Here is a 15,370-nt window from a genome sequence, read left to right as displayed (position 1 = left end):
AAAGTGACCCGCTGTAAGAGCGGAACCATAAGCGGCCGTGACCGCAGCAACGGATATGTACACCACCCACTCCCCCACATGACAAGATGAACTCCCCTCAGGTTTACTACTCTCTGAGTATGCTTTCACCGACTCCCCCGGGTCGGCTCATCTAGGTCACGGAATGAACAAATACACCCCCCACACCTGGGAACCCCACGAGCGCCCAAGCCTCCCAGGTTCACCGTCCACCCCGCTGCACCCCACGCACAAGCGTTGGCTGTTCGCGATGGTCGGCGTGCTGGTGGCAATCACCGGGGGCCTGGGTAACGCGCTGGTCATCGCCAACCTGCAATACCTGCAAGGCGCCCTCGGTGCGACCACCGCCGAAATGGCCTGGCTCCCCGCCGCCTACGTCATGACCAACGTCTGCATGAACCTGCTGCTGGTGAAGTTCCGCCAACAGTTCGGCCTGCGCGCCTTCACCGAAGTGTTCCTGGTGCTGTACGCACTGGTCACCTTCGGCCACTTGTTCGTCAACGACCTCAGCTCAGCCATCGCCGTGCGCGCAGCCCATGGCATGGTCGGCGCGGCGCTGAGTTCGTTGGGCTTGTACTACATGATCCAGGCGTTCCCGGCCAAATGGCGCTTAAAGGCGCTCGTGCTGGGCTTGGGCACCGCGCAACTGGCTTTACCCTTGGCACGCCTGTTCTCCGAAGACCTGCTGCAAATCGCCGAGTGGCGCGGCCTGTACCTGTTCGAGCTGGGCATGGCGCTGATCTGCCTGGGTTGCGTGTTCCTGCTCAAACTTCCGCCCGGCGACCGCTTCAAGACCTTTGAAAAACTCGATTTCCTCACCTTTGCCATCCTCGCCACCGGTGTCGCCTTGCTTTGCGCGGTGTTGTCCCTGGGCCGTATCGACTGGTGGCTGGAAGCGCCGTGGATCGGTATTGCCTCGGCCTGTTCCCTGGTGCTGATCATGGCCGGCCTGGCCATCGAGCATAACCGTGCGAATCCGATGCTGATGACCCGCTGGCTGGGCAGTGGTGTGATGATCCGCCTGGCGCTGGCGGTGATCCTGATTCGCATGGTGCTGTCGGAGCAGTCCACCGGCGCGGTGGGCTTTATGCAGATGTTGAACATGAGCTACCAGCAGATGCACACCCTGTACGTGGTGATGCTCGCCGGGGCGATTGCCGGGCTGGTGGTCAGTGCGTTGACCATCAACCCGGCGCACCTGTTGATGCCGTTGGTGATTTCCCTGGCGCTGATGGCCACCGGCTCGGTGATGGACAGTTTTTCCAGTAATCTCACCCGCCCACAGAACCTGTACATCAGCCAGTTCCTGCTAGGCTTCGGCGGCACGTTCTTCCTCGGCCCGACCATGGTGCTGGGCACCAAGAACGTGCTGACCAACCCGCGCAACCTGGTGAGTTTTTCGGTGATGTTCGGCATCTGCCAGAACCTCGGCGGCCTGATTGGCGCAGCGTTGCTGGGCACGTTCCAGATCGTGCGCGAGAAGTATCACTCCAGCATGATCGTCGAACACTTGACCCTGCTCGACCCGCGTGTGGCCGCGCGGGTGCAGAGCGGCGGTTCGGCCTATGGCGGCATTGTCGCCGACCCCGAGCTGCGCAACCTGATGGGCATTCGCAGCCTGGCCACGGCGGCGACCCGTGAGGCGAACGTGATGGCCTACAACGATGTCTTCATGTTGATCGCGATCATCGCGATACTCACCATGATCTGGATCTTTATCCGCAGTCTGTGGCTGATGAGCACCACCCGAGCAGCAGCCACTCCCGTTCAACCCAGCGGCGCACCTTCATGACCGAACCTTCGACGACCACCACTACCGCCATCGCGTCCACCCCGGAAGGCAGCACGCCACCCGGCGCGGTGCCCACCGAGTTGCGCCCGTTACGGGTGCGGATCATCTCGTCCCTGGGCTTTGCCGCAATCGCCATCGTCGGCGTGCTGATTGTGCTGTACGCCTGGCAATTGCCGCCGTTCAGCAGCGCGGTGGAAACCACCGAAAACGCGCTGGTGCGCGGGCAGGTCACGATTATCGGGCCGCAGCTCAGCGGCTATGTGTTCGAAGTGCCGGTGCAGGACTTCCAGCACGTGAAGGCCGGCGACTTGCTGGTGCGCCTCGACGACCGCATCTACAAGCAGCGCCTGGACCAGGCGCTGGCGCAACTGGCGGTGCAGAAAGCGTCGTTGGCGAATGTGGTGCAACAGCGCAACAGCGCCGAAGCCACCATCAAGCTGCGCCAGGCCGCCTTGGTGGACAGCCAGGCGCAGGCACGCAAGAGCACCGCCGATTTGCGCCGCAATGAAGAGCTGATCAGCGATGGCTCGGTGTCCAAGCGCGAGCTGGACGTGACTCGCGCCGCCAACGCGCAGACCCTCGCCGCCGTGGCGCAAGCCCAGGCCAGCCTGGAAATCGCCCGCCAAGACCTGCAGACGGTGATCGTCAACCGTGGCTCCCTGGAAGCGGCCGTGGCCAGTGCCGAGGCGGCGGTGGAGTTGGCGCGCATTGACTTGTCCAACACCCGCATCACCGCGCCCCGCGATGGTCAGCTCGGGCAGATCGGCGTGCGGCTCGGGGCCTACGTCAACTCCGGCGCGCAGTTGATGGCGCTGGTGCCGCCGCAGTTGTGGGTGATCGCCAACATGAAGGAAACCCAGATGGACAACGTGCAGGTCGGCCAGCCGGTGACCTTCACGGTGGATGCACTGAACCACCGCAAATTCCATGGCACGGTGCAGCATATTTCCCCGGCCACCGGCTCGGAATTCAGCCTATTGCAGGCGGACAATGCCACCGGCAACTTCGTCAAGATCGCCCAGCGCGTGCCGGTGCGAATCATGGTGGACCCGGACCAGGCCGAGAGCGAGCGGTTGCGGCCTGGGTTGTCGGTGGTGGTCAGTATCGACACTGCCGGCCGCCTGAAAAACAGCCCGCCCTGACACACCCTCTCTGTAGGAGCCGGCTTGCCGGCGATAGCGTCCGAAAGTCTGGTGATGATTGTGAGGGCCCCATCGCCGGCAAGCCGGGCTCCTACAGGGGGCGGTATTTCAGGTTGAAAGTGAGGTGAGTTGACTGGCCTTGCTCCAACAGCTTCAGCCCAGGCCGCCCTGACAGGTGATGGGCATTCACCGGATGACTCACCGGCTCGATACAAAAGAACCCTAGCCCCGGCGGGCAGTACAGCAGGAAGTAATCACTCCCCGTGGCCTGGCATTCCAGGGTGTAGCCCAGCTCTGGCTGCTCGATCAGGCAATGGCCGTCCCAGTCGCAAAAACCGTTGTCGACCAGGCCTTCAGGCAGGCTTTTCAACTGCTGGAAATCCCAAGCGGTGGGCACCGGCGCCAGCTCCGTTGGCAGCTTGGAGGCGTCGCTCATCCATACCTGCGACGCCTTGGCCTGCAACCGTGTACCCGCTGTGCGCGGTAGATAGGGATGCAATCCCAGCCCGTGCCACGCGGGTCTGTCCGCCAGGTGGGTCACCCGCAACGTGATGCTCAGCTCACTGTTTTCCAGGCGAAACCGCTGCTCGGCGCGATAGGCGAACGGTGTGTCGCACGCCATTTCCAGGACCACTTCATCCGTTGCTTGGCTGACCACCTGCCACGCCTGTTGCCAGGCAGAGCCGTGAATCGGCAGCGGGTCGGTCAAGCTATTGGGCGTCAGCGCCAGCCAACCGTCGGGGTTGTCGAAACCCCCTTCGGCAATCCGGTTGGACCAGGGCGCCAAGGGATAGCAGCCCAGCTTGCCTGGCAACCCGGTGCTGATCGCGTGGGCATCGCTGGGCCGCAATAACGGCTGGCCGGTGGTGAGCACCGTCCAGTTGACGATGCTGCCTCCCGTGGCCGGCGCGAGGGAGAGTTGGGTCAGGTTGTCTTGCAGTTCAATCAGCATCAGAGCACCACGCTTGGCAGCCACAGCGACAGCGCCGGAATGTAGGTCACGGCCATCAGTACCAGGAACAGCACGCCATAGAACGGCAGCAGCGCCTTTACGGTTTTCTCGATGCTGACCTTGCCCACCGCCGCGCCGACGAACAGCACCGCGCCCACCGGCGGCGTGATCAGGCCGATACCGAGGTTGACCAGCATGATCATGCCAAAGTGCACCGGGTCGACGCCGATACCCAGCACCACCGGCAGCAGGATCGGCGTGAGGATCAAGATCAGCGGTGCCATGTCCATCACCGTGCCGAGCAACAGCAGCATGGCGTTGATGCACATCAGGATCACGTAGCGGTTGTCCGACAGGGTCAGGAACATCGTGGTGATCTTCGCCGGGATCTGCATCAGGGTCATGATGTAGCCGAAGCTGGCGGCGAAGGCGATCAGGATCATCACGATGGAAATGGTGCGCACCGTGCGATGCATCAGCTTGGGCAGCTCGCTCCATTTGTAGTCGCGGTAGATGAACATGGTCACGAAAAACGCCCACAGCACCGCAATCGCGGCGGACTCGGTAGCGGTGAAAATCCCTGAGAGAATGCCGCCCAGGATGATCACCATGGCCATCAGGCCCCAGAGCGCATCGGCGCAGATTTTCAGCGCCTGCTTGAGCGGAATCACTTCACCCTTGGGGTAATTGCGCTTTTTCGCGAAGATCAGGCACAGCACCATCAGGCACGCGCTCATCAACAACCCCGGCACCACACCGGCCATGAACAGCGAGGCAATCGACACCGTACCGCCGGCCGCCAGGGAGTAGAGCACCGAGTTATGGCTGGGCGGGGTCAGCAGAGCCTGCACCGAACCGCTGACGGTCACCGCCGTGGCGAATTCACGCGGGTAGCCACGGCGTTCCATTTCCGGGATGAGCACCGAGCCGACCGAGGCGGTGTCCGCCACCGACGAGCCGGAAATCGCGCCGAAAAACGTCGAGGCCATGATATTCACCAACGACAGGCCACCGCGCACAAAACCCACCAGCACCCCGGCAAACGCCACCAGCCGCCGTGACATGCCGCCCTCGGCCATGATCGCGCCGGCCAGCACAAAGAACGGAATCGCCATCAGCGAAAACTTGTTCACCCCACCGGCCACCTGGATCATCAGGGCCTGGAACGGGATGTCGATCCACCACGCGCCGATCAGTGCCGACAACCCCAGGGCATAGGCCACGGGCATGCCGATCAGGATCAAGGCGATAAAGCTGCCCAACAGAATCAATGCGTCCATATCAGGCAGCCCCTTCGCTTTCTTCGACCAGGTCGAAGCGCACGACCCGACGGTTGCTCTGGTCACCGAGCAAGAGTTTTTCCAGCACAAAAACCAGGGTCAGCAGCCCGCCAATCGGGATCGGCATATAAGTGATACCGACGCGCAGGGTGGGGATGGCACTCATGAACTGGTTCCAGGTGGACAGGCACAGCTTGGTGCCCCAGATCGTCATGAACAGGCAGATGGTGCCCATCAGCAACTGCGAGACGACACCGATGATCTGGCGTTGGCGGGGCGGCAGGCGGTCGGTGATCATTGCTACCGACATATGCGCACCGGCGCGATAACTGGCAGCGGCGCCGATAAAGGTGAATACCAGCATCAGCAGGATGGCGGTAGGCTCCGGCCAACTCGAACCAGTGCCGAGGACATAGCGGGCGAAGATGCCCCAGGGGATGATCAGCGCGACCCCCAGTACCGAGAGGCCGGCGACCCAGATGCAGGTCATGTAGATACGGTCGTTGATGCGCAGCAGTAAATTCTTCATGGCGTTCACCGTAACCGGGCGCGTCGATGCCGACCGCGCCGGGCCTTGCTAGAGAAGGAGGGCGTTACTGAACGGCGTCGATACGCTGGATGATGTCGGCGTAGGCCGCACCGTACTTGGCGCGAACCGGCGCGGTGGCGTCATAGAAGGGTTTTTTGTCGACGGTGATGAACTCGACACCGGCGGCCTTGAGCTTGGTTTCACTGCTGGCGGACTTGGCGTCCCATAACACGCGCTCGTCAGCCTGGGCGGCCTTCGCGGCTTTTTTCACCATGTCCTGTTGCGCGGGGGTGAGCTTGTTCCAGGTGATTTTCGACATCACGATGGGCTCGGGCAAAATCAGGTGCTCGGTGAGGGTGTAGTACTTGGCGTTCTGGAAATGGTTGTGTTCCAGCAGGGTCGGCGGGTTGTTTTCCGCGCCGTCGATGACGCCGGTCTGCAGGGCGCTGAAGATTTCGCCGGTGTCCATGGCGATGCCGTTGGCCCCCATTTCATTGAAGGCTTCGATGAACAAGGGGTTGCCTTGTACGCGGATTTTCATGCCCTTGAGGTCTTCGATCTTGCGCACCGGTTTCTTGGTGTAGAGGTTGCGCGTGCCGCCGTCCATCCAGGCCAGGGCGACCAGGCCGAATTCGGAGTTGGTGATCTTGGCGAGAATCTCATCGCCGATCTCGCCGTCGATGACCTTGCGCATGTGCGCCTGGTCACGGAACACGAACGGCAGGTTGAACACGTTCACGTCCGGCACCACCGGGCCGACGATCCCCAGGCTGACGCGGGTCATCTGGATGGCACCGACTTGCGCCTGTTCGACCACTTCTTTCTCGGAGCCGAGGACACCGCCGGGGAAGTACTTGAAGGTCAGCTCGCCGTTGCTTTCTTTGGTCAGGGCCTTGCCCATGTTCTCTTCGGCAACGACGGTGGGGTAGCCGGCGGGGTGGATGTCGGCGAATTTGATTTCCAGCGCGTGGGCGGCGCTGCTGAGGGTGAAGAATGCAGCGGCGAGCAAGGTGCGTTTGAAGTCCATGGGGTTTCATTCCTGTCTTGTTATTGTTGTATTCAAGGCACAGCGATGCAGCTAGAGGGTGAAGGTGGGCTCCGGCAATCCGACTACGCCGGGGTTAAGGGCGAACACGCCGCCGGACAGTGACTGTTGACTCTGGTCATCGCGGATCGAGGTGACAAACAGGGTGTCCAGGCGACTGCCGCCAAAGGCGCACATGGTGGGTTTTTTCACCGGTACGGTGAGGGAGCGATCGAGGCGACCCTGCGGGGTGAAGCGGTGGATCAGCCCGGCATCGTTGGCGCAGATCCAGTAGCAGCCATCGGCATCCACAGCCGCGCCGTCAGGGCGGCCGAGGTGTTTGTGCATGTCCACGAACACGCGGCGATTGGACGGCGTGCCGGTGTCGATGTCGTAGTCGAACGCCCAGATCTGCTGCACCAGCGGGTGGGAATCGGAGGCATACATCGTGCGGCCATCGGGGCTGAAAGCCAGGCCGTTCAAGGTGATGAAACCGTCCAACTGCGCATGGGGCGCCGCACCGGATGCGTAGCGATACAGGGTGCCTTCGGCCGCGTTCAAGCCCATGTCCAGCACCATGCTGCCGGCCCAGAAACGGCCCTGGCGATCACAGCGGCCGTCGTTCAGGCGCATGTCCTGGCGGGGGTGCTCAACAGCCGCCAGCGGCGTGGTATCCAGGCTACCGTCGTTGTGCGGGGTGAGCTGGAAGAACCCGGTTTCCATCCCGGCGACCCAGTTGCCCGCCTCGGTGCGGGCGATGCAGGCAAGCATCTGCGGAGCGGTCCAGGCCGCCACGTGGCCGCTGGCAGCGCTCCAGCGTTGCAGGCCGCCCTTGGGGATATCCACCCAGTAAAGGGCGTTTTCCTCGGGCACCCACACCGGGCATTCGCCTACGGCATTGCGGGCATCGACGATCAGTTCAGCGCTCATGGTCAGTCCCCGAAAGGGCCGGCCGCGCAGAACGCGCCGCCCTGGTAGACCTTGGCCGGGTCATCGGCGGCCACTGGGGGCTGGGTTTCGACCTGGGCGCGGAACACTTCGGAGTTGTCCTTGGGCGCAAAGCCCAGGTGGGCGGCGTAGCGGTTGTCCCACCAGGTGTCGAGGTTATCCGACATGCCGTAGACCACGGTGTGGCCGACGTTGGGGGTGTACAGCGCGCGTTCGAGCAACTGGGTCAGGTCGTCGAAGCTCAGCCAGGTGTGCATCATGCGGCGGTTCTGCGGTTCCGGGAACGACGAGCCGATGCGGATGCTGACGGTCTCGATGCCGTAGCGGTCGAAGTAGAAACTGGCCATGTCTTCGCCGTAGGACTTGGACAGGCCGTAGTAGCTGTCCGGGCGGCGCGGGGAGTGGGCGTCGAGTTTTTCACCTTGCTTGTAGAAGCCGATCACGTGGTTGGAACTGGCGAAAATCACGCGCTTTACACCGTGGCGGCGCGCGGCTTCATAGATATGGAAAATGCCGCTGATGTTCGCGCCGAGCACTTCTTCGAACGAGCGCTCCACCGAGACTCCGCCGAAGTGCAGGATCGCGTCGACACCTTCCACCAAGTGGTGCACGGCTTGTTTGTCGGCGAGGTCGCAGGGTTGCACCTCTTCTGACGCGTCGGCAGGCGGGGCCATGTTGGCGATGTCTGACAGCCGTAGTACCTGGGCGTAAGGGCGCAGGCGCTCGCGCAAGACTTTACCCAGGCCGCCAGCCGCGCCGGTGAGCAGCAGGCGATTGAATGGAACGGGCGTGGTTGTGGTGGTGGTCATGAGGGTTCCATTGTTGTTGTAGGTTGTCGTATGACTTTGCCGAAGTATCGTTATTGATTCCCCACGTTGTCAACGTCCTTCCGGTCAGGTGATGGCCAGAATGTGGGAGCGGGCTTGCTCGCGAATACGGTGTGTCAGTCGACTCATCCGGTGCTGATGTACCGCATTCGCGAGCAAGCCCGCTCCCACAGAGGTTGTGTGTCGACTACAAGTTTGCGCCGCGTCCAAAACCCTACAACAGTGAGATCGGGTAGCTGATGAACAGGCGATTTTCATCAAACTCGTTGTTGCTGAAATCCCGACGCATGGTCGAGTTGCGCCAGCGCACATTCAGATCCTTCAGCGCACCGCTCTGCACCGTGTAAGCCAGTTCCGACTCACGGCCCCATTCCTTGCCATCGGTGATCGCCCCGGTGTGCACGTTACTGCCGCTGATATAGCGGTTCATCATGGTCAGCCCTGGAATGCCCAGCACCACGAAGTTGAAGTCATGGCGCACCTGCCAGGATTTTTCCTTGGCGTTATCGTAGCTGGCGTTGTAGCTGTCGTTGGCCAAGGTGCCGCCACTGGTGCCATTGACGCGCATCCACACGCTGTCACCGGTGAGTTTCTGCAGGCCTACATAGAAGGTGTTGCCGTTGTATTTGGCCGAGAGCAGGGCGAAGGCGGTCTTGTTGTCGAGGTCGCCGGCCAGGGCGCTGCCGTCTTCCTTGCCGGTGAAAAAACCGAGGTTGGCGCCCAGGGTCCAGTCGCCCACGGGTTGGCTGTGGGTCAGGTTGAAATATTGCTGCTGGTAGATGTCGGTGAGTTCGGCGTACCACACACCGACCTGGGTGCGTTTGTCGTTGAAGCTGTATTCGCCGCCGCCGAAGTTGAAGCGGTCGGAGGTGAATGCGGCTTTGCCATTCATGAACATGTCTTCCATGCTCGCGTCATTACGCGGGCTGTTACCGCGAAACTGCCCGCCGTAGAGCGTCAGGCCGGCGATCTCGTTGGACGTGACCTGGCCACCACGGAACGTCTGGGGCAGGGAGCGGCCGTCGTCGGAGCGCAGGATCGGCAGCACCGGCATCCACTCGCCGACCTTCAATTCAGTCTTGGACAACTTGGTTTTCAGCGCCACGCCCAGTCGCCCGAAGTTGTCCGCCGGGCGACCATCGCTATGGATCGGCAGCAACTGCGTACCGCCGGTGCCTTTACCGCCATCGAGCTTTTGCGAATACAGGCCCAGCACATCAATGCCGAAACCCACGGTGCCCTGGGTGAAGCCGGACTTGGCGTCGAGAATGAAGTTCTGCGTCCACTCTTCGGCCTTGCCCTGAGGGTTGGTCGGGTTGGTGAAGTTGCGATTGAAGTAGGCGTTGCGCAGGTTGAGCGTGGCCTTGGCATCGTCGACGAAGCCTTCGGCCGAAGCGGCGAGGGGTAGAGTGAAGGCCAGGCTGCCTAGACCGATAAAACCCAGACGAACGGAGGAATTGCGGGCGAGTGAACTCACTGTGAAGCTCCCTTTCTTTTGTTGTTTTTATTATTTGTTATACGTTGTCGTACAACATTGAGTGGGATATTTGCGAGGTTTTCAAGAGCTGTCAAGCAGAAGTTGTATGATGACCTGCTCGGGGTGGAGACGGGAAGTTACTCAGCCCGCCATCACCATGGGAGGCAAGGTGCCAAGAAGGGAAACGGCGGCGACCGCCGCAACGCCCAACAGCCACTCCAGCATCACGCTGGACTTCAAACTGCCCAGGCGTTGTTCACAGCGCTCGATACGCAGCCGGTTCAGCAGCGCCAACGCGAGCATGCCCAGCACCAGAAATACTTTGATCAACAGAATCAGCGCGAACCCGTTGAACAACGGCGTGGGCCAGAATTGCCCGGTCAGTACGCGCACGTTGATCAAGCCGGTCACCAGCAAACCGGCGACCAGCCCATACCCCACGCCGCTGAACCGCCGCAGGATCGGCTCCAGCGCCAAGGCTTGCGCTTGCCTGAGGATCAACATCAGCAACAGCAAGCCGCCGAGCCAGGCACCGACGCACACCAGATGCACCACTTGATTGAGGATCAGCAATTGGCCGCTGAGCCCATTGAGCATGGCGCCATGCCCGACCGGCGCCAAGGTTGCCAGCAGCAGCGCGATGACCGGTAACCGCAATGCCCGCCAGGGTTTGGCCAGCACGATTACCAGCAACAGGTTCAGCAACAGGTGCCACACCCACACCTGGCCAAAGAAGGTCTTGCCCAGTACCAACTGCACGGTGGCCGGTTGCAGCGCCGCGTCCCAACTGCCTGCCATGCTGGCGGTGATCAACAGCAGCCAGGCCACGCCGGAGAACAATCCCAGCCAGGCCAACCCACGGGTGATACGCTCAAGTCGCCGGTCCAGCGCCGGCTGCGCTTGCGCGCCGAGCAGCCAGGGCCTGAATGCACAGGCCCCGAACATCAGCAGCACGACGATGAAATGCAGGAAACGGCACAGCACCAGCAGGGTTGCCATGGGTTATTGGCCGACCTTGAAGCTGTATTCACCGTTGCTCTTGTGGGTATCGACCGAGACCGCGTTCCACACCACTTTATAGTTGCCGGCGGCCAGCGGTGCGGCGGGAGTAACGACAAGGACTTTCTTGTCGGCGTCCGGGGTTTCCAGGCCCTTGATGGCGACTTCGGTGCCGTCCTTGCTCAGGGACACCTTGGTGAAGGTGGCCTCGACGCCTTCGCTGAAGGTCAGGCGCAGGTCTTTAGGCGCGGCGACGCTGCTGTCGGCCGCCGGTTCAGCGCTCTTGAGGTGCGCATGGGCAAATGCGGCGGAGGCGCCCAGCAGGGTGGCGAGCAGGGCGACGGTGGTGAGGCTTTTCTTGATCAACATTGTTCAATACCTTCAGGGTCAGGGAGTCGGTAGAGCCATGTGCAGCAAGGGAAAGGGTTTGCCTTCGCCATCCAGCGGCGAGCGCGCGACCTGGATAAAACCATAATGCAGGTAGAAACCCACGGCCTGGGGGTTTTGTTCGTTCACGTCCACCGTGAGGGTATCGTGACGGGCGCGGGCGTGGTCCAGCAACTGGCGGCCAATGCCCTGGCCACGGCGGTCGGGCTCGATGAACAGCATTTCCACGTTGTGTCCGCCGGTGCCGATAAAACCGGCGATGCCGTTCCGGTCTTCATACACCCACACCTCCAGTGCGGGCATGGGCAGGTAGGCATCGCGTACCAGGGGCAGCAGGCGTTGAATGTCATCCTCGGGGAGGAAGTCATGGGTGGCCCGCACCGAGCGCTCCCAGAGTGCGCCCAGCACGGGGTCGTCGGTGGCCACGCGGGGTCGAATAGTCATTGCGATGATCCTTCATAGGGACCGCGATCCTAACCAATCCCATTTCCAGGGGAAAGGTTCGCGTCAGAAGTTTCATTATGGCCTGTCGCCGCGATCTAGAGCCGATGGTAGTCTTTAAGCCAAGTTGTTGTCAGGGAGCCCTTATGGGCAATCACAAGATCGGAATTCGTCGGGTCAACGTCGAAAAAATCCTGCTGGCGGCGGAGAAAATCTTCGCCGAGAAAGGCTACGGCAGCACCGCCATGGCGGATATCGCCGAAGAAGTGCAACTGCCGCGCTCCAACCTGCATTACTACTTCACCACCAAGAGCGAGCTGTACAGCGCCGTGCTGTTCGACCTGCTGGAAGTGTGGAAGCAGGACGCCTTGAGTTTCGAGACCTTCGATGACCCACGGGTGGTACTCAGCAGCTACATCCGCGCCAAGATGCAACGCTCGCGCACCCGGCCCTATGGTTCGAAAGTCTGGGCCAATGAAATCATCCACGGCGCGCCGACGCTCGGTGAGGCATTGGATGAAAGCCTGTACGACTGGGCCAAGATGAAGGAAGCGAAAATTCGCCAGTGGGTGGAAGACAAACGCATCCTGCCGGTGGAACCGTCGAGCCTGTTGTACATGATCTGGGCCTCGACCCAGCACTATGCCGACTTTGATCATCAGGTGAAGATCCTGAATGAGCACCAGCCGTTGTCGGACATGCAGTTCGAGAAGGCGATTCAGACGGTGACGAGTGTGATCTTGCGGGGAATTGGGTTGGAGCCTTGAGCCTTATGGTGACGCTGATGGCCTCATCGCCGGCAAGCCGGCTCCTACAGTGGGAATGCATTCCCCTGTAGGAGCCGGCTTGCCGGCGATAGCGGTCCAAAGCCTTACACTGCCTCCCGATACGGGTTGCGCGGATCCTGCGTCCAATTCAAAAATGGCTTGCCCGTGTCCATCGGCACCATCTCGATGCAGTCCGCCACCGGGCAGGTGATCTGGCACAGATTGCAGCCCACGCACTCGTCATCGATCACCTCGTATTTATGCGTCCCATCCGCCTGTTTCAAACTCGAAATGGCCTGGTGCGAGGTGTCCTCACAGGCAATATGGCAACGCCCACAGCCAATGCAGGCCTCCTGATCGATCTTGGCAATCACCTGATAGTTGATATCCAGGTATTTCCAGTCCGTGGTGTTGCCCACCGCTCGCCCGGAAAAATCCTGCAGGCTTTTGTATCCCTGACTGTCCATCCACCGTGACAACCCGTCCTTCATCTCCTCCACAATCCGAAACCCATGCAGCATCGCCGCCGTGCACACCTGCACTGCGCCGCAGCCCAGGGCGACAAACTCCGCCGCGTCACGCCAATTGCCGATGCCGCCAATGCCGCAGATCGGCAGGCCCTGGGTCTGCGGGTCGCGGGCGATTTCGGCGACCATGTTCAGCGCAATCGGCTTGACCGCCGAGCCGCAATAACCGCCGTGGGTGCTTTGCGTACCGACGACGGGCAGCGCGACCATGCGTTCCAGGTCGACGCTGGTGATGGAGTTGATGGTGTTGATCAGCGACACCGCATCCGCGCCGCCGCGATACGCCGCCCGCGCCGCCACGCGGATGTCGGTGATATTCGGCGTGAGCTTGACGATCACCGGCAGCGAGCAATAGGTCTTGCACCAGCGTGTCACCTGTTCCACGTACTCAGGCACCTGGCCCACTGCCGCGCCCATGCCGCGTTCGGGCATGCCGTGGGGGCAACCGAAGTTCAGTTCGATACCGTCGCAGCCGGTGGCTTCCACCAGCGGCAGGATGTTTTTCCAGGACTCCTCGACGCACGGCACCATCAGCGACACGATCAGCGCGCGGTCGGGCCAATCCTTTTTCACCTGGGTGATTTCCCGCAGGTTGATCTCCAGCGAGCGGTCGGTGATCAGCTCGATATTGTTGATGCCCAGCACTTCACGGTTGGCGCCGTAGTGCGCCGAGTAGCGCGACGACACGTTGACCGCCGCCGGGTCCTCGCCCAGGGTTTTCCACACCACGCCGCCCCAACCGGCTTCGAAGGCGCGCACCACGTTGTAGGCCTTGTCGGTAGGCGGCGCGGAGGCCAGCCAGAATGGATTGGGGGCTTTGATACCGGCAAACACAATCGAGAGATCGGCCATTACGCAGCCTCCACATTCAGCATGAGTTGGGCATGGATGGCCTCGGCGGCCAGCTTGCCGTGTTGCACAGCTTGCACGGTGAGGTCCTGGCCGAGGCTGACGCAATCGCCACCCGCGTACACCCCGGGAATGCTGGTGCGCAACTGTTCATCGACGAAGATCCGTTCACCGACACGCTGCAGTTGCTGGGCCAGCGGATCGTGCAGTGCCTCGCTATCGAAGCCCTGGCCGATGGCCTTGAAGATCGCATCGGCCGCCAGTTCGAAAGTTTCGCCGGTCGGGTGCAAACGGCCGTTTTCCATGTGTGTGCGCAAGAAGCGCATGCCGCGCACATGGCCCTGATCGTCCAGCAGCACGGCCTCCGGCTGGGCCCAGGTCAGCAGGCGGACCTGGTTGGCCTTGGCGATGTCCTGTTCGTGATGAGTGGCGCCCATGTCCGCCAAGCCACGGCGGTACACGAGGTTCACATCGCGGGCACCGAGACGGGCCATCTGCACGGCCATGTCGATGGCGGTGTTGCCGGCGCCGAGCACGATGCAGCGATCGGCCAGGGGCAGTTGGGTGAGGTCATCGGCCTGGCGCAGCTCGCGGATGTAATCGGTGGCGGCGAGCAGGCCGGGTGCGTCTTCATGGGGCAGGCCGAGTTGTTTGCTGGCGGCCAGGCCGAGGCCGAGGAACACCGAATCGAATTGCTGGTGCAGCTCGCTCAACGTCAGGTTGTCGCCCAGGCGTTGGCCGTGGCGAATCTCGATGCCACCGATCTGCAGGAGGAAATCCAGCTCCTTCTGCGCGAAGTCATCCACCAGCTTGTACTTGGCGATCCCGTATTCATTCAGGCCGCCGGCCTTTTCCCGCGCTTCGAAGATCACCACGTCATGGCCGTGCAAGGCACTGCGGTGGGCGCACGCTAGTCCAGCAGGCCCGGCGCCGACCACGGCAATGCGCTTGCCGGTAGCGGCGGCGCGGTGGAAGGGGTGTTCGGTGAACTGTGCATTGTCGACGGCATAGCGTTGCAACAAACCAATCAGTACCGGGGCGCACTCTTCGGCGTTGTTACGCACGCAGGCCTGCTGGCAGAGGATCTCGGTGGGGCAGACCCGGGCGCAACTGCCGCCGAGGATGTTGGCCGAGAGGATTTTCTGCGCGGCGCCTTGTACGTTTTCGGTGTGGATACTGCGGATGAACGATGGGATGTCGATCTCGCTGGGGCATGCGTTTACGCACGGCGCGTCGTAGCAGTACAAGCAGCGCGAGGCTTCAAGCTGGGCTTGTCGGGCGTTGAGCGGTGGCGCCAGGTCGGTGAAATGGCTGGCGAGCGTCGGTCCATCCTCAGCGGGATGGGGGAGGTGGGTCAGGGTCTGGATCACGGTGTTGGCCTCACGGTTTTTTTGCCTCTGGCGGGCATTGG

15 protein-coding genes are annotated in these 15,370 nt (G+C 61.9%); 3 read left to right on the top strand and 12 right to left on the bottom strand.

All coding sequences use genetic code 11. The annotated features are described in order from the left end of the window. Positions 1–163 precede the first annotated feature (163 nt). A complete protein-coding gene (locus CI807_RS26160; protein ID WP_095016822.1) occupies positions 164–1,810 on the top strand; it encodes an MFS transporter in 1,647 nt (548 codons plus the stop codon). Continuing rightward, complete coding sequence (locus tag CI807_RS26155) at positions 1,807–2,952, top strand: HlyD family secretion protein (RefSeq protein WP_016979501.1); 1,146 nt, start codon at positions 1,807–1,809, stop codon at positions 2,950–2,952. The genes CI807_RS26160 and CI807_RS26155 overlap by 4 nt, the downstream gene beginning before the upstream one ends. 91 nt (positions 2,953–3,043) lie before the next feature. On the opposite strand, the gene CI807_RS26150 is transcribed toward CI807_RS26155, so the two are convergent. The 10 genes from CI807_RS26150 to CI807_RS26105 form a co-directional block, all read right to left on the bottom strand. Then, positions 3,044–3,904, bottom strand: a complete 861-nt coding sequence (locus CI807_RS26150; RefSeq protein WP_371857988.1) for an aldose 1-epimerase — start codon at positions 3,902–3,904, stop codon at positions 3,044–3,046. Continuing rightward, complete coding sequence (locus CI807_RS26145; RefSeq protein ID WP_033902005.1) at positions 3,904–5,184, bottom strand: TRAP transporter large permease; 1,281 nt, start codon at positions 5,182–5,184, stop codon at positions 3,904–3,906. The genes CI807_RS26150 and CI807_RS26145 overlap by 1 nt, the downstream gene beginning before the upstream one ends. A gap of 1 nt (position 5,185) precedes the next feature. Further along, a complete protein-coding gene (locus CI807_RS26140; protein ID WP_038847221.1) occupies positions 5,186–5,713 on the bottom strand; it encodes a TRAP transporter small permease in 528 nt (175 codons plus the stop codon). Between the two features lie 64 nt (positions 5,714–5,777). After that, complete coding sequence (locus CI807_RS26135; RefSeq protein WP_038847219.1) at positions 5,778–6,740, bottom strand: TRAP transporter substrate-binding protein; 963 nt, start codon at positions 6,738–6,740, stop codon at positions 5,778–5,780. A gap of 51 nt (positions 6,741–6,791) precedes the next feature. Next, a complete protein-coding gene (locus CI807_RS26130) occupies positions 6,792–7,667 on the bottom strand; it encodes an SMP-30/gluconolactonase/LRE family protein (protein WP_095016821.1) in 876 nt (291 codons plus the stop codon). Between the two features lie 2 nt (positions 7,668–7,669). After that, on the bottom strand, positions 7,670–8,494 hold the full coding sequence (locus CI807_RS26125; RefSeq protein WP_095016820.1) for an NAD(P)-dependent oxidoreductase: 825 nt from the start codon (positions 8,492–8,494) through the stop codon (positions 7,670–7,672). 232 nt (positions 8,495–8,726) lie between these two features. Beyond that, positions 8,727–9,989, bottom strand: a complete 1,263-nt coding sequence (locus CI807_RS26120) for an OprD family porin (protein ID WP_016977997.1) — start codon at positions 9,987–9,989, stop codon at positions 8,727–8,729. Positions 9,990–10,130: 141 nt separating this feature from the next. Next, complete coding sequence (copD, locus tag CI807_RS26115) at positions 10,131–10,988, bottom strand: copper homeostasis membrane protein CopD (protein ID WP_095016819.1); 858 nt, start codon at positions 10,986–10,988, stop codon at positions 10,131–10,133. 3 nt (positions 10,989–10,991) lie between these two features. Next, on the bottom strand, positions 10,992–11,357 hold the full coding sequence (gene copC / locus CI807_RS26110; RefSeq protein WP_095016818.1) for a copper homeostasis periplasmic binding protein CopC: 366 nt from the start codon (positions 11,355–11,357) through the stop codon (positions 10,992–10,994). A gap of 18 nt (positions 11,358–11,375) precedes the next feature. After that, positions 11,376–11,819, bottom strand: a complete 444-nt coding sequence (locus CI807_RS26105; RefSeq protein WP_095016817.1) for a GNAT family N-acetyltransferase — start codon at positions 11,817–11,819, stop codon at positions 11,376–11,378. Between the two features lie 143 nt (positions 11,820–11,962). Between CI807_RS26105 and CI807_RS26100 the strand changes: the two genes are divergently transcribed. After that, the gene (locus CI807_RS26100; RefSeq protein ID WP_010209389.1) at positions 11,963–12,583 is read left to right on the top strand and encodes a TetR/AcrR family transcriptional regulator; all 621 of its coding nucleotides are present in this window, start codon (positions 11,963–11,965) and stop codon (positions 12,581–12,583) included. Positions 12,584–12,687: 104 nt separating this feature from the next. Here the strand turns inward: CI807_RS26100 and preA are convergent, their stop codons facing one another. Further along, positions 12,688–13,962 carry an NAD-dependent dihydropyrimidine dehydrogenase subunit PreA gene (gene preA, locus CI807_RS26095; RefSeq protein ID WP_016978002.1) on the bottom strand — a complete coding sequence of 425 codons (1,275 nt, stop codon included), beginning with the start codon at positions 13,960–13,962 and terminating at the stop codon, positions 12,688–12,690. Continuing rightward, on the bottom strand, positions 13,962–15,329 hold the full coding sequence (locus CI807_RS26090) for an NAD(P)-dependent oxidoreductase (protein ID WP_095016816.1): 1,368 nt from the start codon (positions 15,327–15,329) through the stop codon (positions 13,962–13,964). Before CI807_RS26090 ends, preA begins: the two co-directional genes overlap by 1 nt. Between the last annotated feature and the right edge of the window lie 41 nt (positions 15,330–15,370).

Source organism: Pseudomonas sp. NS1(2017), from assembly GCF_002269425.1.
GTDB classification, from domain to species: domain Bacteria; phylum Pseudomonadota; class Gammaproteobacteria; order Pseudomonadales; family Pseudomonadaceae; genus Aquipseudomonas; species Aquipseudomonas reactans.
The sequence above is the reverse complement of the archived record's forward strand: the minus strand, read 5'-3'. Positions and strand labels throughout refer to the sequence as shown.